30 protein-coding genes and 1 pseudogene are annotated in these 21,157 nt (G+C 51.9%); 12 read left to right on the top strand and 19 right to left on the bottom strand.

Annotated features, from left to right (window positions below; genetic code table 11):
• Positions 1 to 145 precede the first annotated feature (145 nt).
• Both K3T82_RS47395 and K3T82_RS47390 read right to left on the bottom strand, forming a co-directional pair.
• Positions 146 to 349: a hypothetical protein gene (locus K3T82_RS47395; protein ID WP_220200402.1), complete on the bottom strand. Its 204-nt coding sequence runs from the start codon at positions 347 to 349 to the stop codon at positions 146 to 148.
• Between the two features lie 347 nt (positions 350 to 696).
• Positions 697 to 1,692, bottom strand: a complete 996-nt coding sequence (locus K3T82_RS47390) for a tyrosine-type recombinase/integrase (RefSeq protein ID WP_220200401.1) — start codon at positions 1,690 to 1,692, stop codon at positions 697 to 699.
• Between the two features lie 143 nt (positions 1,693 to 1,835).
• Between K3T82_RS47390 and K3T82_RS47385 the strand changes: the two genes are divergently transcribed.
• Positions 1,836 to 2,051 (top strand): hypothetical protein, encoded by a 216-nt coding sequence (locus K3T82_RS47385; protein WP_220200400.1) that lies wholly within the window; start codon positions 1,836 to 1,838, stop codon positions 2,049 to 2,051.
• A gap of 192 nt (positions 2,052 to 2,243) precedes the next feature.
• On the opposite strand, the gene K3T82_RS47380 is transcribed toward K3T82_RS47385, so the two are convergent.
• From K3T82_RS47380 to K3T82_RS47355, 6 genes are all read right to left on the bottom strand, one after another.
• Positions 2,244 to 2,504, bottom strand: a complete 261-nt coding sequence (locus K3T82_RS47380) for a hypothetical protein (protein ID WP_220200399.1) — start codon at positions 2,502 to 2,504, stop codon at positions 2,244 to 2,246.
• 68 nt (positions 2,505 to 2,572) lie between these two features.
• Positions 2,573 to 3,400: a hypothetical protein gene (locus K3T82_RS47375; protein ID WP_220200398.1), complete on the bottom strand. Its 828-nt coding sequence runs from the start codon at positions 3,398 to 3,400 to the stop codon at positions 2,573 to 2,575.
• Positions 3,401 to 3,417: 17 nt separating this feature from the next.
• Positions 3,418 to 3,639, bottom strand: a complete 222-nt coding sequence (locus K3T82_RS47370) for a hypothetical protein (protein ID WP_220200397.1) — start codon at positions 3,637 to 3,639, stop codon at positions 3,418 to 3,420.
• A gap of 10 nt (positions 3,640 to 3,649) precedes the next feature.
• On the bottom strand, positions 3,650 to 3,952 hold the full coding sequence (locus K3T82_RS47365) for a TubC N-terminal docking domain-related protein (RefSeq protein WP_220200396.1): 303 nt from the start codon (positions 3,950 to 3,952) through the stop codon (positions 3,650 to 3,652).
• A complete protein-coding gene (locus K3T82_RS47360; protein ID WP_220200417.1) occupies positions 3,949 to 6,717 on the bottom strand; it encodes a phage/plasmid primase, P4 family in 2,769 nt (922 codons plus the stop codon). Before K3T82_RS47360 ends, K3T82_RS47365 begins: the two co-directional genes overlap by 4 nt.
• A 450-nt stretch (positions 6,718 to 7,167) precedes the next feature.
• Positions 7,168 to 7,440, bottom strand: a complete 273-nt coding sequence (locus K3T82_RS47355; RefSeq protein WP_220200416.1) for a hypothetical protein — start codon at positions 7,438 to 7,440, stop codon at positions 7,168 to 7,170.
• A gap of 188 nt (positions 7,441 to 7,628) precedes the next feature.
• On the opposite strand from K3T82_RS47355, the gene K3T82_RS47350 reads away from it, so the two are divergent.
• From K3T82_RS47350 to K3T82_RS47340, 3 genes are all read left to right on the top strand, one after another.
• The gene (locus K3T82_RS47350) at positions 7,629 to 8,054 is read left to right on the top strand and encodes a hypothetical protein (protein WP_220200415.1); all 426 of its coding nucleotides are present in this window, start codon (positions 7,629 to 7,631) and stop codon (positions 8,052 to 8,054) included.
• 105 nt (positions 8,055 to 8,159) lie between these two features.
• Positions 8,160 to 8,375 carry a hypothetical protein gene (locus K3T82_RS47345; protein ID WP_220200414.1) on the top strand — a complete coding sequence of 72 codons (216 nt, stop codon included), beginning with the start codon at positions 8,160 to 8,162 and terminating at the stop codon, positions 8,373 to 8,375.
• Between the two features lie 67 nt (positions 8,376 to 8,442).
• A complete protein-coding gene (locus K3T82_RS47340) occupies positions 8,443 to 8,988 on the top strand; it encodes a sigma-70 RNA polymerase sigma factor region 4 domain-containing protein (protein WP_220200413.1) in 546 nt (181 codons plus the stop codon).
• Positions 8,989 to 9,084: 96 nt separating this feature from the next.
• Here the strand turns inward: K3T82_RS47340 and K3T82_RS47335 are convergent, their stop codons facing one another.
• Entirely contained in the window at positions 9,085 to 10,233 is a 1,149-nt protein-coding gene (locus K3T82_RS47335) for a hypothetical protein (RefSeq protein ID WP_220200412.1), read from the bottom strand.
• Positions 10,234 to 10,454: 221 nt separating this feature from the next.
• On the opposite strand from K3T82_RS47335, the gene K3T82_RS47330 reads away from it, so the two are divergent.
• The 7 genes from K3T82_RS47330 to K3T82_RS47300 all read left to right on the top strand — a co-directional run bounded on the left by K3T82_RS47330 (position 10,455) and on the right by K3T82_RS47300 (position 15,425).
• Entirely contained in the window at positions 10,455 to 10,640 is a 186-nt protein-coding gene (locus K3T82_RS47330) for a helix-turn-helix domain-containing protein (RefSeq protein WP_220200411.1), read from the top strand.
• 139 nt (positions 10,641 to 10,779) lie between these two features.
• Positions 10,780 to 11,085, top strand: a complete 306-nt coding sequence (locus tag K3T82_RS47325; protein WP_220200410.1) for a hypothetical protein — start codon at positions 10,780 to 10,782, stop codon at positions 11,083 to 11,085.
• Positions 11,075 to 12,844, top strand: coding sequence for a hypothetical protein (locus K3T82_RS47320; RefSeq protein WP_220200409.1), 1,770 nt, complete (start codon positions 11,075 to 11,077; stop codon positions 12,842 to 12,844). Before K3T82_RS47325 ends, K3T82_RS47320 begins: the two co-directional genes overlap by 11 nt.
• Positions 12,845 to 12,857: 13 nt before the next feature.
• Complete coding sequence (locus tag K3T82_RS47315) at positions 12,858 to 14,072, top strand: hypothetical protein (protein WP_236031971.1); 1,215 nt, start codon at positions 12,858 to 12,860, stop codon at positions 14,070 to 14,072.
• Between the two features lie 103 nt (positions 14,073 to 14,175).
• Positions 14,176 to 14,358 (top strand): hypothetical protein, encoded by a 183-nt coding sequence (locus K3T82_RS47310; protein WP_220200408.1) that lies wholly within the window; start codon positions 14,176 to 14,178, stop codon positions 14,356 to 14,358.
• A 524-nt stretch (positions 14,359 to 14,882) separates the two neighbouring features.
• Complete coding sequence (locus K3T82_RS47305; protein WP_220200407.1) at positions 14,883 to 15,119, top strand: hypothetical protein; 237 nt, start codon at positions 14,883 to 14,885, stop codon at positions 15,117 to 15,119.
• Positions 15,120 to 15,425 (top strand): hypothetical protein, encoded by a 306-nt coding sequence (locus K3T82_RS47300; protein ID WP_220200406.1) that lies wholly within the window; start codon positions 15,120 to 15,122, stop codon positions 15,423 to 15,425. It abuts the gene before it with no gap.
• Between the two features lie 63 nt (positions 15,426 to 15,488).
• On the opposite strand, the gene K3T82_RS47295 is transcribed toward K3T82_RS47300, so the two are convergent.
• From K3T82_RS47295 to K3T82_RS47275, 5 genes are all read right to left on the bottom strand, one after another.
• Positions 15,489 to 15,890, bottom strand: coding sequence for a hypothetical protein (locus K3T82_RS47295; RefSeq protein ID WP_220200405.1), 402 nt, complete (start codon positions 15,888 to 15,890; stop codon positions 15,489 to 15,491).
• Positions 15,891 to 15,897: 7 nt separating this feature from the next.
• A complete protein-coding gene (locus tag K3T82_RS47290) occupies positions 15,898 to 16,392 on the bottom strand; it encodes a hypothetical protein (RefSeq protein WP_220200404.1) in 495 nt (164 codons plus the stop codon).
• Positions 16,393 to 16,394: 2 nt separating this feature from the next.
• Complete coding sequence (locus tag K3T82_RS47285; RefSeq protein WP_220200403.1) at positions 16,395 to 16,787, bottom strand: hypothetical protein; 393 nt, start codon at positions 16,785 to 16,787, stop codon at positions 16,395 to 16,397.
• A gap of 2 nt (positions 16,788 to 16,789) precedes the next feature.
• Positions 16,790 to 16,993, bottom strand: a complete 204-nt coding sequence (locus K3T82_RS47280) for a hypothetical protein (protein ID WP_220200402.1) — start codon at positions 16,991 to 16,993, stop codon at positions 16,790 to 16,792.
• 347 nt (positions 16,994 to 17,340) lie between these two features.
• A complete protein-coding gene (locus K3T82_RS47275; RefSeq protein ID WP_220200401.1) occupies positions 17,341 to 18,336 on the bottom strand; it encodes a tyrosine-type recombinase/integrase in 996 nt (331 codons plus the stop codon).
• 143 nt (positions 18,337 to 18,479) lie between these two features.
• Here K3T82_RS47275 and K3T82_RS47270 point away from each other — a divergent pair, with 143 nt between their 5' ends.
• A complete protein-coding gene (locus K3T82_RS47270; protein WP_220200400.1) occupies positions 18,480 to 18,695 on the top strand; it encodes a hypothetical protein in 216 nt (71 codons plus the stop codon).
• Between the two features lie 193 nt (positions 18,696 to 18,888).
• Here the strand turns inward: K3T82_RS47270 and K3T82_RS47265 are convergent, their stop codons facing one another.
• The 5 genes and pseudogenes from K3T82_RS47265 to K3T82_RS47245 form a co-directional block, all read right to left on the bottom strand.
• On the bottom strand, positions 18,889 to 19,149 hold the full coding sequence (locus tag K3T82_RS47265) for a hypothetical protein (protein ID WP_220200399.1): 261 nt from the start codon (positions 19,147 to 19,149) through the stop codon (positions 18,889 to 18,891).
• A gap of 68 nt (positions 19,150 to 19,217) precedes the next feature.
• Positions 19,218 to 20,045, bottom strand: coding sequence for a hypothetical protein (locus K3T82_RS47260; protein WP_220200398.1), 828 nt, complete (start codon positions 20,043 to 20,045; stop codon positions 19,218 to 19,220).
• Between the two features lie 17 nt (positions 20,046 to 20,062).
• Entirely contained in the window at positions 20,063 to 20,284 is a 222-nt protein-coding gene (locus K3T82_RS47255) for a hypothetical protein (RefSeq protein WP_220200397.1), read from the bottom strand.
• Between the two features lie 10 nt (positions 20,285 to 20,294).
• Positions 20,295 to 20,597: a TubC N-terminal docking domain-related protein gene (locus K3T82_RS47250; protein WP_220200396.1), complete on the bottom strand. Its 303-nt coding sequence runs from the start codon at positions 20,595 to 20,597 to the stop codon at positions 20,295 to 20,297.
• Positions 20,594 to 21,157, bottom strand: a pseudogene (locus K3T82_RS47245) (hypothetical protein); the annotation flags it as partial. The pseudogene K3T82_RS47245 and the gene K3T82_RS47250, both read right to left, overlap by 4 nt.

The raw sequence follows: 21,157 nt of genomic DNA, 5'->3' as shown, positions 1-21,157 counted from the left end.
TCGCGCATAGCCTGAACGCGAGCGAGCCATTCATCACGTGCTGCCTCCCTCGCTGCGCGGGCCTGCTTCTCTGCTTCCAGGCTTGCCTGATATGCTTGCATGCGGGCCTGCGCCTGCTGAAGTGCTTTCTCGCTTACAGACATAACTACCACCCCCGCTTAGTGTACTTCACTTTTGGGCCGACCTGGCGGGCCTTGCGTGCAGCTTCTTGCGCCTTTGCGGCGTTCGCGGCGAGCTGAGACTGCTGGAGGTCAACTTGCCTTGAATCGGGCATATATGCGGGCGTTGGTGATTGGTTGCCATTTTTATCAACGGGATAGTAGGGATTACCTGTAGGTTGGTTCGCCATGAGAGTATATCTCCTTTGTGTGAAGTGCTGAGAGAGGCTCACCAGGAGTACCTCTCTCACGTCTTATCAGAAGCCATATGGCAATATGAACATATGTCAATTATAACATAGTCCGCTCATAATGTCCGCATATTGTACGGATGTTTCCTGCCTATGTGTTTCCTTTTTAGCATGTTGGTGCGTGTTGGTGGGACTTGCGCGCGTAGGGGTGTTGAATTGTAGATTTAACCACGCGCGCGTATGGTGTTCGATTGCTCGAATTCGGGGCTTTTTAGGGCCTTTTGTGGCCGTTTTTTGGCAGTGTAACCGTAACCTGTAACCAGAGCGTACCTGAGGCGTGCCTGGCGCTAGAGTCCAAACGCATTCTCTAGCGCGTCGATGTGCTCATTCTCAGCGCTTAACAGGTCTTTCATGTACCCAGATGTGACAGCATAGTTGCTATGTCCAAGCAGATCGCCGATATCTGCAATGCTCGCCCCCAACTTCTTCATGCGGACGGCGAAACTATGCCGCGCGGTGTGCGTCCGCTTCTCGTCCAAACGGCGATCAAAGATGTTAGCAATAGCCTGATGTGAGAGTCCCAGAAGGATTGTCTCGCCAGTCGCCTTATCGGTTTTATAGCGCTTACGATTGCCCAACGACACAAAGATAGGTGCATCCGGCTCTATCGCATCTAGAGGGCCGTAGAGGGCCTTTATATAGCGCAATAGGTGTGCTGCTGTCTTCTTGCCTATGACATTCTCTAGCGTCTTCTTGCCCTTACAGCGTACCCATGTGATAGTCATGATTGACCCTTTGATGTCGATGTCTCGCCAGCGCAGGCCAGCGAGTTCGGCCGCGCGTCGACCAGTTGTGACCGCCAGGTCTATCAAAGCATAGTCGCGCTTGCCCTCCAGTGTCGACGTGTCAATCATGCGCAGGGCGTCCGCAATATAGGTATGCTCCAGGTGAGGAGCTGCGTGTGCTACCTGGCGCGTAGGGCGTTCACAATAGTTAATAGGGTTAACATCACAAGCCCCCTGTTTCATCGCATAAGTATAGAAGCTAGAGAGGATCGCGAACCGCTGATTCACGGTGCTGGTAGAGAGCTCGCGCTCTGGCTCTTCGTAGGAAGTGAACGCAAAACGTTGTGCGTGCCTGGCGACTCTGCGCGGCTCGTCATCCAGACGCGAGCCATTGGTTCTCAGGTAGGCATCAAACTGCCCAAGCGTTCGCTTATAGGCCCCTTCAGTTCGCTCGCTATCCGTCTTCTTCGCTTTAGTGATTAACCACTCCAGAGCAGCCTCTTGCATCGATATACGGTCCTCATTGGCAGTCGTTAATGCGGTGTCGTTATGCTCCATACGCCCTCTCATGTGTTAGCTAGTGCTTTCAAAACATGTTAACTCTAATTTGAATAATAGAGGTTAGTCATATTAGAACAAGTATACCATACTTGAGCTTATCCGTCCACCTTCTGGCTATGTGAAGGGAGTATAGTCGTCTCATGAGACGAATAATCACACAAGTTGAGATTATTGAAGAGGACGACGGTTCTCTAAGGCTGATCTTCCTGGGCAAGCACGAAGGGAAGCATAAAACCATGTTGCCGTTTGCCACGCAGACTGCGAGGAAAGTCAATAAGGATCTCTACTTTACTTTGCAGGCTATCTTAAGTGAAGATCATCCAGGGACAATCGAAGGATATATTGAGAAGCCTTAGCACAAGATGAGCCTCTGAGAAGCTCGTCAGGGCCTCTATCTCGATGTAGACCTATGATTGTACCTAGAAGCCTAGAATTCGCGTTCTAGACACAGAGAAGCATCGTTCACTGGAAGAACGATGCTTCTCTGTGTACACCCGCGCCCATCACTCGCGAAAGAAAGGAGGGACAGAAGGAAAGAGAGGTGTCTGCTACTCTTCGTCTTCGTCCTGGTTGTAGTGGTAGTCAATAATCTTGCGAATGCGGACCATACGCCCCTTCTCATCGAAGCTAATATGCAGCTCGCCACCACGCATCCCCCTCGCCTTTTTGACAATCGCGTTTATGTCGCTATGGGAGAGATTGTTGTAGACCTGGCGGCCGCCCGTGACTGTAGTCCTAATCAGATCGGACGTCATTGGCAGCAATGGCTGCTCTTCTGGCTCTGGCATTGGGCGCGGTTTCATGCTCATACGCACATCCCTATCTTTCGATGTTCTTACTAATAAGACGAATAAACGCCTGCTTGAGTATCATCATGTTACGAGATAGCACGTAGCGCCTCAACCAATCGCGCCCGCTCTTTCTCTTCTAACTCCTGGATCTGCTTTAAAGCTTTCATATCCAGACGCTGCTCAACCTCTTCGATCAGGCGGGCGCGTAGCACATCAGCGGGCAATGCATCCAGCTCTACCGATACATCACCAAACTGCTCGACAAAGTTCTTGCGCCTGGTGTCTGTCGTCTTCGTGAAATTGGGAGGGAGGTTATATCTATGTACGTCATCCAGGGAAAGAGCAACCTTGAGGATAGTGGGCTTACTCCCTAGTTCGGCGAGCCTGTCTCGCAAGCTTCGTACCATGTCTTCGCCGCTGGGATCAAAGTCACCAAAGTACAGAATGGTTACACCTTCGCCCGTATCGAAACGTTGCGCAGCATTGCGGATGCTTGACCACCCATCATAGCCGCGACCGACATTGAGCGTTACCCCGTAATTTGATAGGGCATCCTCAAAGATGCCAGAGAGGGCGTCCTTCTCAAGCCATACCTCCAGGTAATCAGACTGTGAAGCCCAGACATCGCGCTTATAGGAGATGCGAGCAGCTTCAGCGAACGCGGTTAAATCATCCCACATAGCCACACTACGCGGCCGCCTTAGTCGGTCCTCAATCCACTCCCAAGGGATAGTACCCTCAAGACGAGCATCGACTAACGCATCTGAAACTGCCTGATAACGTGAACGTGTATTTTCTACGACTTGTCGAGAAACAAGCTGATAATAGACCTGGCGAACGGTCATAGGATTAACTTCTGACAGGATCTCATATGCTTCGTCAATGATACGCTGCGTTTTCGCTTGCCTTGCCATTGTCTCTCTCCTCTTACCTATGATGCCTTACTCTCGTCTACAGGCAGCCTGAGTTGCTGCGCGAGGACAAAGCCCGCTATCTCATCGGACGTCAGGTAGGGACGAACCATCTGCTGTATCGCCTGACACTGCCCAGGCGTCAAGCGGATTACAGAGAAGTCGGGCAGGCACGCCGCGACACTTCCATCTGATTTCAACTCCAGTGTGACGAGCGGGCGAACGCGGTTCTTATTGTTCATGGCTCCATCCTTATGAGGCGCGGGCCAGCGCCAGGCTATAATGCTCTTCGCAATACATGAAGTCTGCCAGCTCGCGCGTCGCTTCTGTCTCTCTGCCTTCGTCCAGGCAGGTGCTACAAAGCGGACACTCTTTGATACTGCGTAGGTGCGCCATGATAGCAGGCTTCTGACCTTTGATGACCTCTAGGGCCTTCGTCAGTTGAGGCAAGCCACGCGGGGCTAGCACCTTCAGCTCGTCGCCTTCGACATAGAGCACCATACCCAGATCGGCCGCGCGCTTCAGAATAGAGGATACATCGTGCTTTCTGCTCATAGAGTGTACTCCTCATAGCCTTTATCTTCGCTGTCTTTGTGTACGGTCTGTGTATAGTCGTTCGCACCATACACACCATTATTGTGAGGCTCTGGAGGCTGCTTTACACTATATCCTTTATCTTCAGTGTGTACAGTGTGTATGGTTGCGTCTTGTTTTTGATATTTTTCAGACTCTTCTCTATAATTTTTACTAAAAACTTGCTGTGACTGTACACTCCCTACACTAGATGAATCTGTGTTACTACCTGAGCTAGCTTGAGAAGCGGCTTCATGTGAGTGTGTATGGTTGCGACCACTATACACACTCTCTTTGTGGTCATTAGGATCAGTGGATAGCAACCCTATCCCTCGATAGATGTAGCCCGCCCCTGCCCTTTTCTTCTCAATGTTTTTCTTCTTCGCCATTGCCAGGCCAAACTGTTTGCTATTGAGCTTATAGAGATTCCCAGCGTCGGCCCATTTTACGTAATCTTGAAAGAGTACACTCGCTTGTGTTGTGGCATCTGGAGAGAGTACGCACCGCTCGTCAAAGTACATAGCGAGTAAGTCCTCTTCTTCGCGGTAGTCGCTGCCATCATTGAGTACCTGTGTAGGCGTTGCGAGCCCTTGCTGCTGCCATTGCAGGCAACCGCGAACGAGCCATGCGAGGATGCCAGAGGCTTCTCTTTTGAGTTGAGCCCAAAGTGTTGTATCTTTCTTGCGCTCGTTTGCTGCGCTGGGAGTATCAACGAAGCGCATATTAAAGGTGATGAGGCGCAGCCGATCCCAGAACGCCGCGTCTGACGAGTCGGCATGGGGCTTATGGTTGGTGAGTAGGATTAGCAGGTGTGTTGGTTGCAGCTTCGTGATTTTCTTCTCATGCAGCCCGCGCGTAGGTATCTCGCCGCCTCCTGAAAGCTCTTTGACCTGTCCGACACTAAAACGTGCGCCGCGCTCTGGCTCATTTGCCCAGGCGAGGCGTCGGCCCTGGAGGTCGGACAGATGAGGAGTAGGAGCACCAGCAGTACGGCGACCGGCTTCTAATAGGACATCTTTGGAGATCGCGCCCGAGATCGCGCCCAACGTGTTAGAGAGGGCAAGCTGTAATGTGTCCTTTCCGTTACGCCCTTCTTCGCCATAGAGTACAGCAAAAACGTGCTCGACTACCTCGCCTGTGATGCCATATCCCAGAAGGCGCTGAAGGAAGTTGATTAGCTCGACGCGCTGCGCCTCTTCGCGATCCTCAAAAATTTCATGTAAGAAGCGTTCCCAGCGTGGCGCAGGTGTAGCAATGCCGGTCCATTCTGTCGGGCATGTGGTCCTGATGTAATCCTCTGGCCTGCCCTCGCGCAGCTCGCCAGAGCGCAGGTCAAGTACACCATTAGGAACGGCAAGGAGCCAGGTGTCGCGGTCCCAATTCTTTGCTGCAATGCTCATGCCTTCATGGGACTGTGCGAAGTTGAGAACGTTTTTACATCTGGAGATCTGGCGAAGGGCGAACGCGCGGCCGTGTAGTTGTTTGATCTGCTCGCGTGCCTTCTTTGCCCGTTCCTGAGCAACGGCTTTTTGCTCATTGTCGCCAGAGACATCGGCCCGCGCTTCAATTTGTGATGCCAAGGTATTCATCATAGCGCTGGCCTGGAGGTAGACGCTGGCAAGCTTGCCTGAGACAAGGTGCTTAACGCTGCCCTCTTCGTCCAGCTCCCACCAGTGACCTTGCCATTTGTACCACTCTTGCGCAGTCAGATCATAGAGCACTTGCCCGCGAAAGATGCTCGCGAATAAGAGAGAGTCGCCATATTCGCCTTCGTCCAGACGGTCGAGAATGAACTGGAGATCTGGCCCGCTATCATCATCAGCCTGTACACGGTTCGGTGTATTGCTGCCATTCCCGCCCCCAGCGTTACCATAGATTATCTCGTCTACAGGGCGCGTGCGTGGTTGCTTCATACCGTCTTCAAGCCCGCTCTTCATGGTCCGCTCAATCTCGCGAGCTTCCAGCCCTGCGCGTTCGGCTGCTGCTGTCAGTTCGCGTTCTACTGTAGAGCGTGATAGCTCGCCGCCTGCGACAAGTTGACCAAGGGAGTATGCAGACTGGTTTAAGCGGTTATTGCGGCCGCCTTCTGGCATTGTGGCGACTTCATGGCATTCTGCGTCCAGTGCTTTGAGCCCATAGGGAGTATCGCCCAAAGTAGGGCGAGGTGTCTCTGGTACGCTCTGGCGTTGCGCCTGGCTCTTCTCAGCCTGGCGACGCTGCGCCAAAATCTCGTTATAGAGTGCGGTTAGTTCTTCCTGGCGATCCTCAATAGTTTCAGGCGTTCCTACCAGGCGCTCGCCGGTTACCGTAAAGTATCGTTGGGAGTCGTACATCTCAATGCGCAGCTCTCCCCCGTTCTTAGCATCCTGTTTCAGACTAGTCGGGATATTGCCACGTACCCAGATATGCAGGCCCTTGCCGCTTGGGGATATCTCAGTATAGGAGTTGAGGCGGCGAACGACCTCTTGAGCAAAAGGCGTGAAGTTGCCATGCTCGTCCCTACACTTATCCAGGTCTACGCCAGTAATCCCCTGCTCTTTCACGAACTCATAGCCAACGCCTTTATACTTTGCTTGGTTGCTTTTATGCGCTCTCCAAGCAGCATCAAAGGTCGTCCAGGTTGTAGGGTTGTTACAATCTGCCCCAAAACCTGAAAGTGGGTTAAAAGGCATCTTATCGGGTCCATAGCAGACCCATTGTGGATGGTTTTTGAGTGTCGCGAGCGTGTATGTGCTGGTGGTCGTCATCGTGTCACCTCCAGGTGAGGTGTTGACACGACATTGCAGACTGCGCTATTATGGTTACTAGAATACATGAATTGAACCTTTCTACGAAGGTAAATGAGCCCCTGCCAGTTGCGATGGCGGGGGTTTTATTTTGCCCCCGCGAGGGCTACCCCAATAAAAAAGGGGCGATCAATACTTAGAACAGAAATTTCTTTTCTGCTGTGTTCTAAGGTATTGATACGCCCCGAAGCTCTGGCTAGCTTGTCGCGTTTAAGGGCCATGCCCCCCAGAGTCTTTGTCAGTCGGACATACTCGATTGTTTGCTTCAGATAGGCTACTTTCCGGCGCGATGCGTAGTGCTCGCTGTCTAAACGGTTTCGCCCCTTTATATCCACTATCTTAAAGTGCATGGTTGGTCCTGTCAATTATCCAACGACTGAATAATACCGCTATGGATATAGCGGCGACATGCTACAACGATTGCGCCTTGGCTTCTTTCTTCTCCAGGCGCTTATTTACCATGACATTAATTCCGGTTACGTTTCGCAACGAAAGCGGACGACTGTAGATCTCTGAGAGCTTGAACAGTAACTTGTTTACTGTGTCGCGCCTGGTTGACCTGCCATCCCTGATCCTCGCCAGCGTCACCTCGTTTATTTTGCTTTGTCTCGCCAGCTCCGCTAGGGGCATTGGCAAGTCGTCGAAAAGCTCTTGCAAGGTGAACGTGTCTTTATCTTCCAGCATGATGGTGTACCCTCCCTTTAATGATGCTTACTTGTTGTTAAGCCAATAATACACTGAATTATGATGGATGTCAATAGTTTTCGTCAAATTGCTATGAAAAAGTATTGACTTCTGGCTTAATAACAGGTATACTTAAAGAGTACCAAGTGAGGTACGAAAGTTCTGAAACAGTTAAGGAGATTAAGGCAATGGCAGTCATGACAGCTTCCCGCATCGATACTTCTAAAGTCACTGATGAGCAGATCGGCCGCGCGTACAAGTGCTTTGAGAGCAACGGCACACCGTTCTACATGGTCGAGAGCTCACGCGACCTCTTCGACGGCGAAGGCAAGCGCGTTGAGTACAAGGTGACTTGGAGCAAGCAATTTGGTTTCCAATGCACATGCGAAGCTGGGAAGTATGGCTTCAAGAATTGCCAGAAGGGAGTATGTCAGCACGTGATTATCAGCGTCGCCGCCGCTCGCGAAGAGCGCGCAGCTATGAAAGAGCTTAATGCGAAACCTGTACAGCGTGAGGATGTTCGCAAGGCTGCGATTAAGGCCCGCGCGAAGGCTCTGGTAGCAGAGCCCTTGAACCTGAGCGACGAAGACAAAGTACGATTCGGGCTCAACTAGTCCGGACAGAAAGAAGCGCCTCGCCTCTCCCAAGTTTCGCAGACCAGAAGAGGGGCGGGCGCAACCTCAACCCGTAAGGGTTAGCACGAAAGAGAGTATACCACAATGCAGATCACACCTGAAATGGTTACCCGATGGTACGCACAGCAAGCCTATGACATCGCTACCGCTCGCTATGAAGCTGAGAATGGGCCTTCTCTGGTAGAGCAGAACGCCGACGACTTCATTGCTGATTGCGACCTCGCAGGCATCCAGAGCGAGGGCGACGACAGCGAGCGCTACATCGATGAGCAAGACGCCTGGGGCATCTCGATAGGTTAGTACCGTTTAGTCCTAAACTGTCGCCTATCTGGGAGCCACCCCAGATAGGCAGGCTAGGAGAGTAACCATGCAGACACAAGAGCTTCTCAGCAATGCAAGCGCGATGCTTGCGAACCTGGCGCGGGCCTTCAATGCCGAATTCGACGATTTGTATCAAGACGCTGCTGTACTTGCCCTGGAGATGTCGCCACGTCTCAACACGATGAGCAATCCTTGCCCTTACTTCATGCGTGCTGTTCGCTTCCATCTCATTGATATGTATTATCGTGGGCGCCCTTCATCTCCTCTCAGCCTTGACGTTCCTATGTATAACGATAGCGCGGTGACGTTGGCCGACACGTTGGCTGCACCTGATGCCACTATAAATACTTACAGTGATGAATACCAGAACGAGCGAGATCTGGCGCTTTATGCAGCATTGCGTCAGCTCCCACTCGAAGAGCAGGCATACATGCGTAAGGCGTTTGACTTGAACGCTTTCCAACCTGCGCCCCCTTGCTGGCCTTGCCCTGCGCCCCGTTATGATCGACGTTCTGATAATGTGCGTACGTCTGCGCTTAAACGCCTGCGCAAGAATGAAGCGCTCGCGACAGCCCTGGAGATGCAAGCATAAGGAGTGAAACGACGAAGCCCCTGGACACATTGCCAGGGGCTTCTCTTTATTCATGTAGCCAATGAAGCAGGCGGCGAAAACTTACATAAGACTTCACTATAGGTCGCTGGAAGTCAGTTTGCCATTCTCGACGAGCCAGGCGCGAACGTGCTCTTGCTGCTCTGGCGTCAAGTAGCGTTCGCTTTCGCCTTCTCGCTTTGGATTAGGGATCGCTATGTGCTCCAGGTGATAGCGTTCCATGTAATCCACCAACCTACGGCGAGCTATACCAACCTCGCGAGCATAGACGAAGACAGGTTTACTTCCCTCTGGCAGATTGGGCGGCGACGCTGGCTCTGTTTTTTGGCGCGGTGCTACTCGCGAGCTCGCGACCTCGACGCCTGGCGCTGTGAACGAAGGCAAGCCAGAGACGACAGACGGCGCAACCTGGAGGCCCGCGCCCTTGCGTTTGATGGCTTCCTGAAAGGATCGTATCACGCGAGTAGCGCCTGCCCTGCGCAAGTCAAGAACATAGGCGTTATGAATGGGTAGCATGGTATTCTCGACGGTCCGATACAGTGGGGCCATGAAAAGCTTTTGTATCAGAATGTCTCCTGATTCGCTCGCGGCCTGCGCGAAGATCCGCGCGACCTGGCGCTCTGGGTACTGATCTGTCCAGTGCTCCATCACTCGGCCGAGGAGTGCATAGAGCAATTCGGGCCGCTCAGGATTGATAACGACACTATTGGCAAGCAGCGTGTACTCTCCAGGCTCTTCGTAAGTCAGTATCTCCTCATCGCGTATGCTCAATTCGTCGCGTGTACCGCTCAGCACGTCCAGGATGGTCGGCTCTGGCAAGGGTAGCATACTGATGTAGGCCAGACAGCGCTCGCCGCTGAAGGCTGCCATAGCTATATATGGATTCTTCGTCAGCCAGGGGGCATAGGTGCTGTAATCTCCCACTAGCGCGTGGTCGAATACCTCAAGGTCTAGCTTCAGGACTCCAGGCAGATCGCGCGGCGTCATCCATCGCAGCTCGGGCGTATCTTGCCGACGGCGCGCACGTAGTTTTGACTTCAGGGCGAGCAGATCGGCGACGTTGTATCTGAACTTCTTATGCCCTCGCCCTGGCTCACGCCTGATAACCTCACGTTCAGCATAGTAGTACAGCTTTGCAGGCTTGACGCCTAATATCTTCGCCGCTTCCTGGGCTGCTACATACTCTGACTTTCTCTCATCGGATAATGTTTGTTTCTCATCGAACATTCAAGCTAACCTCTCTCACAAAGCGATGCTAATTGTTGATATTGTACCATCCTCTCTTATAAGACGAAATAGTAATGTTACAATAGCATTATCTAATTTTTGTCCGATATGCATAAATTGGTATAAAAAGCCTTGACAAACTAGCGTGATATTGCGTACTATTGAGTTGTAGGCTGAAACCTGCGTAAACGTGCGTAACCTACTAGAAAGTGAGGGCATAAATGCAGCTTATGGCAGAGCAAGAGAAGCGAGAGCCAGTGCTTTATAGCATCAAAGAGGCTTGCGAACTATTGCGGGTGTCTGATGATACCGTTCGTCGGATGATTAAGGCGAATGAGTTGGACGCCGTAAAGGTGCGAGGGGCCTGGAGGATCAAGAAGGACTCATTAGATAAGTACATCAAGTAGTTTTGAGCGCACCCACGCTAGAGGCCGGTAAACCATAGCGCAGGTGCTAACCAATGAGAGCAACTAGGCTGCTTCACTGGCTTGGAACATACTACCAGAGCCATGAAGCGATGTATAGGGACATAGGAGAGATCGCGTCATGGTTATCATGATCCATCCCAAATGTATCACTAGCAAGTTTCTTCTCCAGATGGGGCTCATTGCCGGGGCGACACTGGCAGGGCTGACAGTGCTTGCATGCGTCGTGTGGCTGTTTCTTCAACTTGCGTTTAGCATTCTCCTCACAATCAGCGCGTATTGCGACCATGCCGATTTCATCACCAAATTACTGTTTATGGCTGTCCTTGGCATCGGCATCTACTGGCTAGGTTCCAATGGCGTGAAATGGGTTCGTAGTGTGTTCAAGCAGTCTGCACAGGCAGGGAGGCGCACCTATGGCTACTAAGAAGTATCGTTTCCAACAGACAGCGGATATGCTCGATAGCGAGACGATAGACGCTTATCAGGAGAGCTATAACCGCAAGCGCGAAGAAGTACAACGCGAAGTTAAGCGCGATTCAGAGTTGGTACGCATGCTCATTACAACGGGTGTGCTCACGGTGGGCGCGGTAGTACTCATTGCGTTTCTTATTGGCCTGATCGGTAACTTGCACCAGTACATTGAAACCAGCAGCCAGGTCATGAAGTTTTTGCTTGAATGGGTACCGCGCGGGCTAGGGGTTGCGGCCGTTGCTTGGCTGTTCGTGAGGTTCTATCGTGCCTTCAGGGCGTGGCAGTCCCACAACAAGCAAATGAAGCTTATGCAGGCTGAGATAGACGACAGACACGCGGCCAGGGAGCGCGAAAACTTGCTCGCCCGAGGGCAATATGAGCTTATGATGGCTGAAGCTCGCCAGAAGGATCGCGCAATTACCTTTGATCAGCTTGGGAATGCAGCAGTTCTTAATCCGAGCACCTGGGAGATCGCGCAGATCAGAGGCAACTATCAGCAGTACCCATCGCTGCATACGATACGCAATGACAACCAACTCCAGGCAGGGCAGGCTGACGCATTGCAGGTGAACATCAGTGAAGAGCGTTCTCTGCCTCGCATTGAGCAGTTTTATGAGGCTATTCCATTCAACAGCCTTCAGACTGGCTTAGGTGCTGAAGTGGATACCGGAGAGTTGGTTATTGGGCCTATTCGCAAGTCAACCCATTTCAAATTCATTGGCGGTTCTGGGCAAGGGAAGTCATGTGTCGCGGGCGGTGTCCTGGATATCGCGACGACTACGAACGATCCTGACCATCTGCGCATTGGCTTGCTTGACCTGGAGTACAACACGGCGCGACTGTTTGAGGACTTGCCTCACGTGGCAGAAATCGGCCCTCGCCGTCAGCGTCTTGTTGGGCGCGATCCTGACGAGGTAGCCAATAAGCTGAAGTTGTTGCAATGGGAGTTGACCAGGCGCGCGCAGTTGGGAGAGGAGCATTGCACACTGAATGAGCCAGTTCTATTAGTGTACGTCGAGGAGATGCTCTCTCTCAAGTATGAAGTCGTCGACAAGCAACTCCAGAAGGATATGTTGGCAGCCCTTAACATTATCAGCATTCGCGGTCGCAAGTATGGCATCTTCTTCTTAACCTGCATGCAGACCGACTACAGCGATAAGAGCACACGCGAGGGTATGGCGCAGTTTCGCACACGTGGAGGGTTCGCCATTGATCCAGACACGGCAAGGGCCGCAGGTTTCTTTAAGACGGAGCTGATAAAACAGAACTTCCAGCGTGGTCGACAAGGGCAGTACGTTCTTGAAAAGCCACAATATGCAGGCCTGGTACTCGCACCTGATTATGACGTAGCGTTGAAACTGGAGGCAAAAAGTAAGGGCAAAACATCCGCTACGAAGCCCACTATGGCCCCCACTATTGAGTCGACCATAAGCCGCTACGATGAGCGAGAAACGCCTGTGTATGAAGTGGCTAGTATTCCCACTACGCCCACTACGAAAGGCCCTATAACGGGCGCTTTAAAGCCACAATTAACCGCGCAGGAGTGGCGCATAGTGGAGAAGTGGAAACAAGGGATGGGGATGAAACAGATTATCGCGTCGGAATTCTCGAATGGCAAGGGCGAACCACTCCAGGGTGGTGATGCCTTCGCCAAAAAGGCGGCTGAGATTCAGCAACTCATTGGGCGGTTCCTGCCTGCCAATGATCGATAGAAAGGATATGCACATGCAGCAAATGATACAGACTGAGGCACCAGACCTCACAGAGCAGACACCAGCTGCGCCTCTCTCTCGTAAAGAGCAGCGCGCGGCCGCCAAACTCGCAAGGCAGCAAGCAAAAGAAGCGAAGCGTCTGGAGAAGAAGGACAAAGCAGCCGCCAGCGCGAGCTATGACTCGACGAAAACCGATCCTGATAGCTTCTATGAGCGGGCTATCGAATGGACGCACCGTGCTGATAAGATCATCAACCTTGTGTTAGGGTACTTGCTGGCAGTCGCCTCAGTCCTGGGCTTCATGGACGTTCTGAGCAATGGCGAGGTACTAGGACATGTCCCATTTCTGTTCTATGCCTGGCTCCTCATCATGGGCCTGGGCGTTGACTTCCAGATCCTTCTCGTCATCGGGCGTGTTCCTGATCTGGCCCGCATGGTTGACCATGGCATAGGCAAATGGGTGCTTATCATTTTCAATATCCTATTCCTGATCTTCCTGGCCTACGTTTCCATTATCATCGGTGCGGTATTCACCCAACATAGAGACGTGCCTGGCACTATCGCGCAGGCTATGAGTGTACTCAACATCAACACCGTAAATTTTGTGTACGAACGCGCAGCCCTAGCGACCTTCCTGCTTATTCTGATGGGTGTGGATAGGACAATGGAGCGCTGGCGTATGCAGATGGCAGCCGGGAATAGACAGCAGCGCGAACAGGCGAACACTGCGCAGGTGTCTACCGTCGAGGACGAACAGGTTAATGCTACCCCTGCTACACAACCAACTCAGGCGAGCGAACTGGCTCAAGTCATCCAGGCCATGCAAGAAATGAACGCTCAGAACTTTGCAGCCATGCAAGCGATGAACAAGGAAACGCTCAATCACTTCTCAAAAGTCACCGTCGAGATGGTACGTGAGACAGTAGAGCGAACAGCCGCAACCATCGCAATACAAGCACCTACACAGGTAGCTTTACCTGCCCCTGGTGAAACAGAGCAGGGCGAACAGAGTGATGTATCAGCAGCGTCTCAAGGTGAAACAGATGCCCTAAACCTCGACGCTATCACTGTTCGGGGCGAACAGGAAACGGCAGATTACGGCCCTCAGATCGAAGCGATGTATCAGAAAAATAATGAGGTCACACTCTCTGAAATCGTAACCGAGCTAGGGTGCTCACGTAGCACAGCATCAAAATGGCTCAAGCGTGTAAAGCCAGTTATGGCATAGGTATACATTCGCCCTGTCCGAATAGAAGGCGCGCAGGTGCAAGCCCTGCCAGGGTGTTCGGGGATATCCCGACTAGTCAAAGATTATAGAAAGCGAGGCGACTATGAATCACTGGTGCTCAGAGTGTGGAGCCGAAATTACAGCCGGCACGATCTGCAATAGGTGTGATCCTGAGAACGGATCGGAGCATGTAACGTACACCTTCGTTGGTTTTCTGCCTAGCGAACAAGAGGCAGGCCAGCGCGAACAGTCTGAAGAGCAGCGCCCCTGGTGGAAGTTATGGTAAAGAAGAGCCTTAGCATGTCACTGCTAAAGCTCTAACCCGGCATGGGTAGCGCCTCAGATTGTGGACCTGGCGGCGCTGCCCCTATTGTATCAGATAAGGGAATGTAGTCATGGATTATATAGTCCGATTCTCGCCTTCGCGCCCATGCACAGATCCGCATTGTATCTCTATGACCAACGTTGGTCTAGCGGAGCTGACAAAAGGAGGCTGTTTTGATGTTACCCCATACTGCCCACGTCACTGCTTCTTTGTTGCACTCAGGCCTTCTCATGAGCCTGAGGTGCGCAAGAGCATTGAGAACTTTGTGCTCTCTGAGTTGGGAGAGCAGGGCAAGGCACTTGAAATTAAGCCAGCCTTATCGGACGAGGTGGCAAAATACAATATAAAGACATGTGAGGCTGACGACGCATGGAGAGTGGAGTATCAGCCAGTCAAGGGCGAGCCTATCATCTGTTATGTGACGTGGCTAGATCGAGAAGAAGAATTTTGTTTATTCAGAAATACAAGCCAAGGAGAAGAAGCCAATGCAGCGCGAACACCAGGATAAAATGAACCTTTATAGTCAGTATCGCCAGGCTTATGGCGAGCTCGCTGAAGCAGGCAAATTCAGAGTAGGTGAAAACGTCCTTTTCGACGACGGCGCGGACCTGGGCGAGATCATATGGAAGTATATCAACCCTCAGGGCATCCTTACCTATGTTTTAGACGATAGCAGCGGCTTTCCCGTCGAGGTCGCCGCTACAGAAGTGATGGAGCCATAGATGATCTGCTTGGAAGTCTTCTTCCCTGATGTGAACACAGCGCGCAACGACCAAGGCAGCATAGACCTATGGAACGCGCTTGCCTTGTCCTTCTTTCTGGAGGCCCTCTACAAAGGCTCTAGCCTCTTCAATGCAAGGCCCTTCAGAATGGTAGCGACCGATACGGAACGCACACCTGCGCGGATCGGCGAGGGCATCTATGAGGTAAAGGACCGGGAGCTCTTTGTGATAGAGGAGACAGGCGAGATAACTGGTATCATTCTGGGGGCATGGTCGGAGATGAAGAAGCGCGTACAATCCCGTTAAACTGTTTATATTCCCATCCAGGGCGTTCTCTCATTGCGAGGGAGCGCCCTTTTTATGACTAGTCTAAACACTCTGTATGTAACCAGCAGGCACCTCGCGTATGATGACCTTGGAATAGTACACGCTGTCATTGTCGCCTGCCTTGCGATAGAGGCCCCACAACTTACAACGCCTGTCAGAGATCGCGAGCAGCCTATCTATAACACGTAGGTTTAGCTTACCATTCTTGTCATAGAGTTGCGCCCATAGCTTCTGATGGAGCACGTCAAGCATGTAACCCTCTTCCATGCGCAGTAGACGCACATCCTCAGACTCATACTCTTCTAGCGCCTTATTCACAAGCTTATATGCGGCGCTACGGTTCTTAAACCCCAGCGCCCGCGCGATCTCGTCATAGGTGTACTTGGCTGCTCGCATCTTGAGCGCCTGGCTACGCTTATCAGCTCGCGTGATGTTGTTCTTCATGCATCCCTCAGTTGAGACGCGCCTGGCGCTCATGCTCGTCCATCAGAGCAGTGGCGACTGCTATCTTCGCTTCAGGGAAGTTGTCAAGCGCCCCTGTAATAGTATCGAGTATGGCTCTCCACTCTTCTGTAAGCCGTATGTTCACCTGAGGCGTATCAATATCCCCTTGTATCTTCGCCTGCAACTCCAGTTGCCTCAAGACGCGATCAGCAGCCAACAATGCAACCCGGTCGTTACCTTCTGCCAGAGCCTTATTGACTATCGCCCATGTCGCCGTATTGATGGCTTGTAACTGTTTGGCGACCTCTAGGGCCTGCGCTTCTTTATTCGCGCCCTGTGAAGCCCTCAGAGCCTCAGAGATATGGTCGGCCGTATGCCGTCGAATCGACGCTTCGCTAGTTTGAAATTGCGTCGCTATGCGTCGAAACGACTGGCCTGACACGACAGCCACGTCAATGGCTGCGCGCTGGGGATGAGAACAGATTGAGCATAGACGCCCCATAACTACGCCTGCTCTTCTTCAGAAGGGGGCGCAATCTCAGCATACGCGGCGTTATGCTCTGCAAAGTATTGCTGTCTCCAGGCGGCGACCACATGCGGGGGCTGTGGCAGCTCCTGACCAGTGAACGCATAGGGGCTTGCGTTGCGCTCGCGCTGTGCCTGCTTCTCTGCTTCTTTCGTCCGCACCATGTTCTCTGCAAAGATGCTATCAAAGCTGGGAGGTAGTTCGGCCGGGTCGCCGCTCGCAATCCGTTCGCGCATAGCCTGAACGCGAGCGAGCCATTCATCACGTGCTGCCTCCCTCGCTGCGCGGGCCTGCTTCTCTGCTTCCAGGCTTGCCTGATATGCTTGCATGCGGGCCTGCGCCTGCTGAAGTGCTTTCTCGCTTACAGACATAACTACCACCCCCGCTTAGTGTACTTCACTTTTGGGCCGACCTGGCGGGCCTTGCGTGCAGCTTCTTGCGCCTTTGCGGCGTTCGCGGCGAGCTGAGACTGCTGGAGGTCAACTTGCCTTGAATCGGGCATATATGCGGGCGTTGGTGATTGGTTGCCATTTTTATCAACGGGATAGTAGGGATTACCTGTAGGTTGGTTCGCCATGAGAGTATATCTCCTTTGTGTGAAGTGCTGAGAGAGGCTCACCAGGAGTACCTCTCTCACGTCTTATCAGAAGCCATATGGCAATATGAACATATGTCAATTATAACATAGTCCGCTCATAATGTCCGCATATTGTACGGATGTTTCCTGCCTATGTGTTTCCTTTTTAGCATGTTGGTGCGTGTTGGTGGGACTTGCGCGCGTAGGGGTGTTGAATTGTAGATTTAACCACGCGCGCGTATGGTGTTCGATTGCTCGAATTCGGGGCTTTTTAGGGCCTTTTGTGGCCGTTTTTTGGCAGTGTAACCGTAACCTGTAACCAGAGCGTACCTGAGGCGTGCCTGGCGCTAGAGTCCAAACGCATTCTCTAGCGCGTCGATGTGCTCATTCTCAGCGCTTAACAGGTCTTTCATGTACCCAGATGTGACAGCATAGTTGCTATGTCCAAGCAGATCGCCGATATCTGCAATGCTCGCCCCCAACTTCTTCATGCGGACGGCGAAACTATGCCGCGCGGTGTGCGTCCGCTTCTCGTCCAAACGGCGATCAAAGATGTTAGCAATAGCCTGATGTGAGAGTCCCAGAAGGATTGTCTCGCCAGTCGCCTTATCGGTTTTATAGCGCTTACGATTGCCCAACGACACAAAGATAGGTGCATCCGGCTCTATCGCATCTAGAGGGCCGTAGAGGGCCTTTATATAGCGCAATAGGTGTGCTGCTGTCTTCTTGCCTATGACATTCTCTAGCGTCTTCTTGCCCTTACAGCGTACCCATGTGATAGTCATGATTGACCCTTTGATGTCGATGTCTCGCCAGCGCAGGCCAGCGAGTTCGGCCGCGCGTCGACCAGTTGTGACCGCCAGGTCTATCAAAGCATAGTCGCGCTTGCCCTCCAGTGTCGACGTGTCAATCATGCGCAGGGCGTCCGCAATATAGGTATGCTCCAGGTGAGGAGCTGCGTGTGCTACCTGGCGCGTAGGGCGTTCACAATAGTTAATAGGGTTAACATCACAAGCCCCCTGTTTCATCGCATAAGTATAGAAGCTAGAGAGGATCGCGAACCGCTGATTCACGGTGCTGGTAGAGAGCTCGCGCTCTGGCTCTTCGTAGGAAGTGAACGCAAAACGTTGTGCGTGCCTGGCGACTCTGCGCGGCTCGTCATCCAGACGCGAGCCATTGGTTCTCAGGTAGGCATCAAACTGCCCAAGCGTTCGCTTATAGGCCCCTTCAGTTCGCTCGCTATCCGTCTTCTTCGCTTTAGTGATTAACCACTCCAGAGCAGCCTCTTGCATCGATATACGGTCCTCATTGGCAGTCGTTAATGCGGTGTCGTTATGCTCCATACGCCCTCTCATGTGTTAGCTAGTGCTTTCAAAACATGTTAACTCTAATTTGAATAATAGAGGTTAGTCATATTAGAACAAGTATACCATACTTGAGCTTATCCGTCCACCTTCTGGCTATGTGAAGGGAGTATAGTCGTCTCATGAGACGAATAATCACACAAGTTGAGATTATTGAAGAGGACGACGGTTCTCTAAGGCTGATCTTCCTGGGCAAGCACGAAGGGAAGCATAAAACCATGTTGCCGTTTGCCACGCAGACTGCGAGGAAAGTCAATAAGGATCTCTACTTTACTTTGCAGGCTATCTTAAGTGAAGATCATCCAGGGACAATCGAAGGATATATTGAGAAGCCTTAGCACAAGATGAGCCTCTGAGAAGCTCGTCAGGGCCTCTATCTCGATGTAGACCTATGATTGTACCTAGAAGCCTAGAATTCGCGTTCTAGACACAGAGAAGCATCGTTCACTGGAAGAACGATGCTTCTCTGTGTACACCCGCGCCCATCACTCGCGAAAGAAAGGAGGGGACAGAAGGAAAGAGAGGTGTCTGCTACTCTTCGTCTTCGTCCTGGTTGTAGTGGTAGTCAATAATCTTGCGAATGCGGACCATACGCCCCTTCTCATCGAAGCTAATATGCAGCTCGCCACCACGCATCCCCCTCGCCTTTTTGACAATCGCGTTTATGTCGCTATGGGAGAGATTGTTGTAGACCTGGCGGCCGCCCGTGACTGTAGTCCTAATCAGATCGGACGTCATTGGCAGCAATGGCTGCTCTTCTGGCTCTGGCATTGGGCGCGGTTTCATGCTCATACGCACATCCCTATCTTTCGATGTTCTTACTAATAAGACGAATAAACGCCTGCTTGAGTATCATCATGTTACGAGATAGCACGTAGCGCCTCAACCAATCGCGCCCGCTCTTTCTCTTCTAACTCCTGGATCTGCTTTAAAGCTTTCATATCCAGACGCTGCTCAACCTCTTCGATCAGGCGGGCGCGTAGCACATCAGCGGGCAATGCATCCAGCTCTACCGATACATCACCAAACTGCTCGACAAAGTTCTTGCGCCTGGTGTCTGTCGTCTTCGTGAAATTGGGAGGGAGGTTATATCTATGTACGTCATCCAGGGAAAGAGCAACCTTGAGGATAGTGGGCTTACTCCCTAGTTCGGCGAGCCTGTCTCGCAAGCTTCGTACCATGTCTTCGCCGCTGGGATCAAAGTCACCAAAGTACAGAATGGTTACACCTTCGCCCGTATCGAAACGTTGCGCAGCATTGCGGATGCTTGACCACCCATCATAGCCGCGACCGACATTGAGCGTTACCCCGTAATTTGATAGGGCATCCTCAAAGATGCCAGAGAGGGCGTCCTTCTCAAGCCATACCTCCAGGTAATCAGACTGTGAAGCCCAGACATCGCGCTTATAGGAGATGCGAGCAGCTTCAGCGAACGCGGTTAAATCATCCCACATAGCCACACTACGCGGCCGCCTTAGTCGGTCCTCAATCCACTCCCAAGGGATAGTACCCTCAAGACGAGCATCGACTAACGCATCTGAAACTGCCTGATAACGTGAACGTGTATTTTCTACGACTTGTCGAGAAACAAGCTGATAATAGACCTGGCGAACGGTCATAGGATTAACTTCTGACAGGATCTCATATGCTTCGTCAATGATACGCTGCGTTTTCGCTTGCCTTGCCATTGTCTCTCTCCTCTTACCTATGATGCCTTACTCTCGTCTACAGGCAGCCTGAGTTGCTGCGCGAGGACAAAGCCCGCTATCTCATCGGACGTCAGGTAGGGACGAACCATCTGCTGTATCGCCTGACACTGCCCAGGCGTCAAGCGGATTACAGAGAAGTCGGGCAGGCACGCCGCGACACTTCCATCTGATTTCAACTCCAGTGTGACGAGCGGGCGAACGCGGTTCTTATTGTTCATGGCTCCATCCTTATGAGGCGCGGGCCAGCGCCAGGCTATAATGCTCTTCGCAATACATGAAGTCTGCCAGCTCGCGCGTCGCTTCTGTCTCTCTGCCTTCGTCCAGGCAGGTGCTACAAAGCGGACACTCTTTGATACTGCGTAGGTGCGCCATGATAGCAGGCTTCTGACCTTTGATGACCTCTAGGGCCTTCGTCAGTTGAGGCAAGCCACGCGGGGCTAGCACCTTCAGCTCGTCGCCTTCGACATAGAGCACCATACCCAGATCGGCCGCGCGCTTCAGAATAGAGGATACATCGTGCTTTCTGCTCATAGAGTGTACTCCTCATAGCCTTTATCTTCGCTGTCTTTGTGTACGGTCTGTGTATAGTCGTTCGCACCATACACACCATTATTGTGAGGCTCTGGAGGCTGCTTTACACTATATCCTTTATCTTCAGTGTGTACAGTGTGTATGGTTGCGTCTTGTTTTTGATATTTTTCAGACTCTTCTCTATAATTTTTACTAAAAACTTGCTGTGACTGTACACTCCCTACACTAGATGAATCTGTGTTACTACCTGAGCTAGCTTGAGAAGCGGCTTCATGTGAGTGTGTATGGTTGCGACCACTATACACACTCTCTTTGTGGTCATTAGGATCAGTGGATAGCAACCCTATCCCTCGATAGATGTAGCCCGCCCCTGCCCTTTTCTTCTCAATGTTTTTCTTCTTCGCCATTGCCAGGCCAAACTGTTTGCTATTGAGCTTATAGAGATTCCCAGCGTCGGCCCATTTTACGTAATCTTGAAAGAGTACACTCGCTTGTGTTGTGGCATCTGGAGAGAGTACGCACCGCTCGTCAAAGTACATAGCGAGTAAGTCCTCTTCTTC

The organism is Ktedonospora formicarum (assembly GCF_016587355.1).
GTDB classification, from domain to species: domain Bacteria; phylum Chloroflexota; class Ktedonobacteria; order Ktedonobacterales; family Ktedonobacteraceae; genus Ktedonobacter; species Ktedonobacter formicarum.
Note: the sequence above shows the minus strand (reverse complement) of the source record. Positions and strands in the feature narration are given on the sequence as shown.

Excerpts from the sequence above, each read along its gene's own strand:
- K3T82_RS47395 (WP_220200402.1), bottom strand. The coding sequence starts at position 349 with ATGGCGAACCAACCTACAGGTAATCCCTACTATCCCGTTGATAAAAAT.
- K3T82_RS47390 (WP_220200401.1), bottom strand. The coding sequence starts at position 1,692 with ATGGAGCATAACGACACCGCATTAACGACTGCCAATGAGGACCGTATA.
- K3T82_RS47385 (WP_220200400.1), top strand. The coding sequence starts at position 1,836 with ATGAGACGAATAATCACACAAGTTGAGATTATTGAAGAGGACGACGGT.
- K3T82_RS47380 (WP_220200399.1), bottom strand. The coding sequence starts at position 2,504 with ATGAGCATGAAACCGCGCCCAATGCCAGAGCCAGAAGAGCAGCCATTG.
- K3T82_RS47375 (WP_220200398.1), bottom strand. The coding sequence starts at position 3,400 with ATGGCAAGGCAAGCGAAAACGCAGCGTATCATTGACGAAGCATATGAG.
- K3T82_RS47370 (WP_220200397.1), bottom strand. The coding sequence starts at position 3,639 with ATGAACAATAAGAACCGCGTTCGCCCGCTCGTCACACTGGAGTTGAAA.
- K3T82_RS47365 (WP_220200396.1), bottom strand. The coding sequence starts at position 3,952 with ATGAGCAGAAAGCACGATGTATCCTCTATTCTGAAGCGCGCGGCCGAT.
- K3T82_RS47360 (WP_220200417.1), bottom strand. The coding sequence starts at position 6,717 with ATGACGACCACCAGCACATACACGCTCGCGACACTCAAAAACCATCCA.
- K3T82_RS47355 (WP_220200416.1), bottom strand. The coding sequence starts at position 7,440 with ATGCTGGAAGATAAAGACACGTTCACCTTGCAAGAGCTTTTCGACGAC.
- K3T82_RS47350 (WP_220200415.1), top strand. The coding sequence starts at position 7,629 with ATGGCAGTCATGACAGCTTCCCGCATCGATACTTCTAAAGTCACTGAT.
- K3T82_RS47345 (WP_220200414.1), top strand. The coding sequence starts at position 8,160 with ATGCAGATCACACCTGAAATGGTTACCCGATGGTACGCACAGCAAGCC.
- K3T82_RS47340 (WP_220200413.1), top strand. The coding sequence starts at position 8,443 with ATGCAGACACAAGAGCTTCTCAGCAATGCAAGCGCGATGCTTGCGAAC.
- K3T82_RS47335 (WP_220200412.1), bottom strand. The coding sequence starts at position 10,233 with ATGTTCGATGAGAAACAAACATTATCCGATGAGAGAAAGTCAGAGTAT.
- K3T82_RS47330 (WP_220200411.1), top strand. The coding sequence starts at position 10,455 with ATGCAGCTTATGGCAGAGCAAGAGAAGCGAGAGCCAGTGCTTTATAGC.
- K3T82_RS47325 (WP_220200410.1), top strand. The coding sequence starts at position 10,780 with ATGGTTATCATGATCCATCCCAAATGTATCACTAGCAAGTTTCTTCTC.
- K3T82_RS47320 (WP_220200409.1), top strand. The coding sequence starts at position 11,075 with ATGGCTACTAAGAAGTATCGTTTCCAACAGACAGCGGATATGCTCGAT.
- K3T82_RS47315 (WP_236031971.1), top strand. The coding sequence starts at position 12,858 with ATGCAGCAAATGATACAGACTGAGGCACCAGACCTCACAGAGCAGACA.
- K3T82_RS47310 (WP_220200408.1), top strand. The coding sequence starts at position 14,176 with ATGAATCACTGGTGCTCAGAGTGTGGAGCCGAAATTACAGCCGGCACG.
- K3T82_RS47305 (WP_220200407.1), top strand. The coding sequence starts at position 14,883 with ATGCAGCGCGAACACCAGGATAAAATGAACCTTTATAGTCAGTATCGC.
- K3T82_RS47300 (WP_220200406.1), top strand. The coding sequence starts at position 15,120 with ATGATCTGCTTGGAAGTCTTCTTCCCTGATGTGAACACAGCGCGCAAC.
- K3T82_RS47295 (WP_220200405.1), bottom strand. The coding sequence starts at position 15,890 with ATGAAGAACAACATCACGCGAGCTGATAAGCGTAGCCAGGCGCTCAAG.
- K3T82_RS47290 (WP_220200404.1), bottom strand. The coding sequence starts at position 16,392 with ATGGGGCGTCTATGCTCAATCTGTTCTCATCCCCAGCGCGCAGCCATT.
- K3T82_RS47285 (WP_220200403.1), bottom strand. The coding sequence starts at position 16,787 with ATGTCTGTAAGCGAGAAAGCACTTCAGCAGGCGCAGGCCCGCATGCAA.
- K3T82_RS47280 (WP_220200402.1), bottom strand. The coding sequence starts at position 16,993 with ATGGCGAACCAACCTACAGGTAATCCCTACTATCCCGTTGATAAAAAT.
- K3T82_RS47275 (WP_220200401.1), bottom strand. The coding sequence starts at position 18,336 with ATGGAGCATAACGACACCGCATTAACGACTGCCAATGAGGACCGTATA.
- K3T82_RS47270 (WP_220200400.1), top strand. The coding sequence starts at position 18,480 with ATGAGACGAATAATCACACAAGTTGAGATTATTGAAGAGGACGACGGT.
- K3T82_RS47265 (WP_220200399.1), bottom strand. The coding sequence starts at position 19,149 with ATGAGCATGAAACCGCGCCCAATGCCAGAGCCAGAAGAGCAGCCATTG.
- K3T82_RS47260 (WP_220200398.1), bottom strand. The coding sequence starts at position 20,045 with ATGGCAAGGCAAGCGAAAACGCAGCGTATCATTGACGAAGCATATGAG.
- K3T82_RS47255 (WP_220200397.1), bottom strand. The coding sequence starts at position 20,284 with ATGAACAATAAGAACCGCGTTCGCCCGCTCGTCACACTGGAGTTGAAA.
- K3T82_RS47250 (WP_220200396.1), bottom strand. The coding sequence starts at position 20,597 with ATGAGCAGAAAGCACGATGTATCCTCTATTCTGAAGCGCGCGGCCGAT.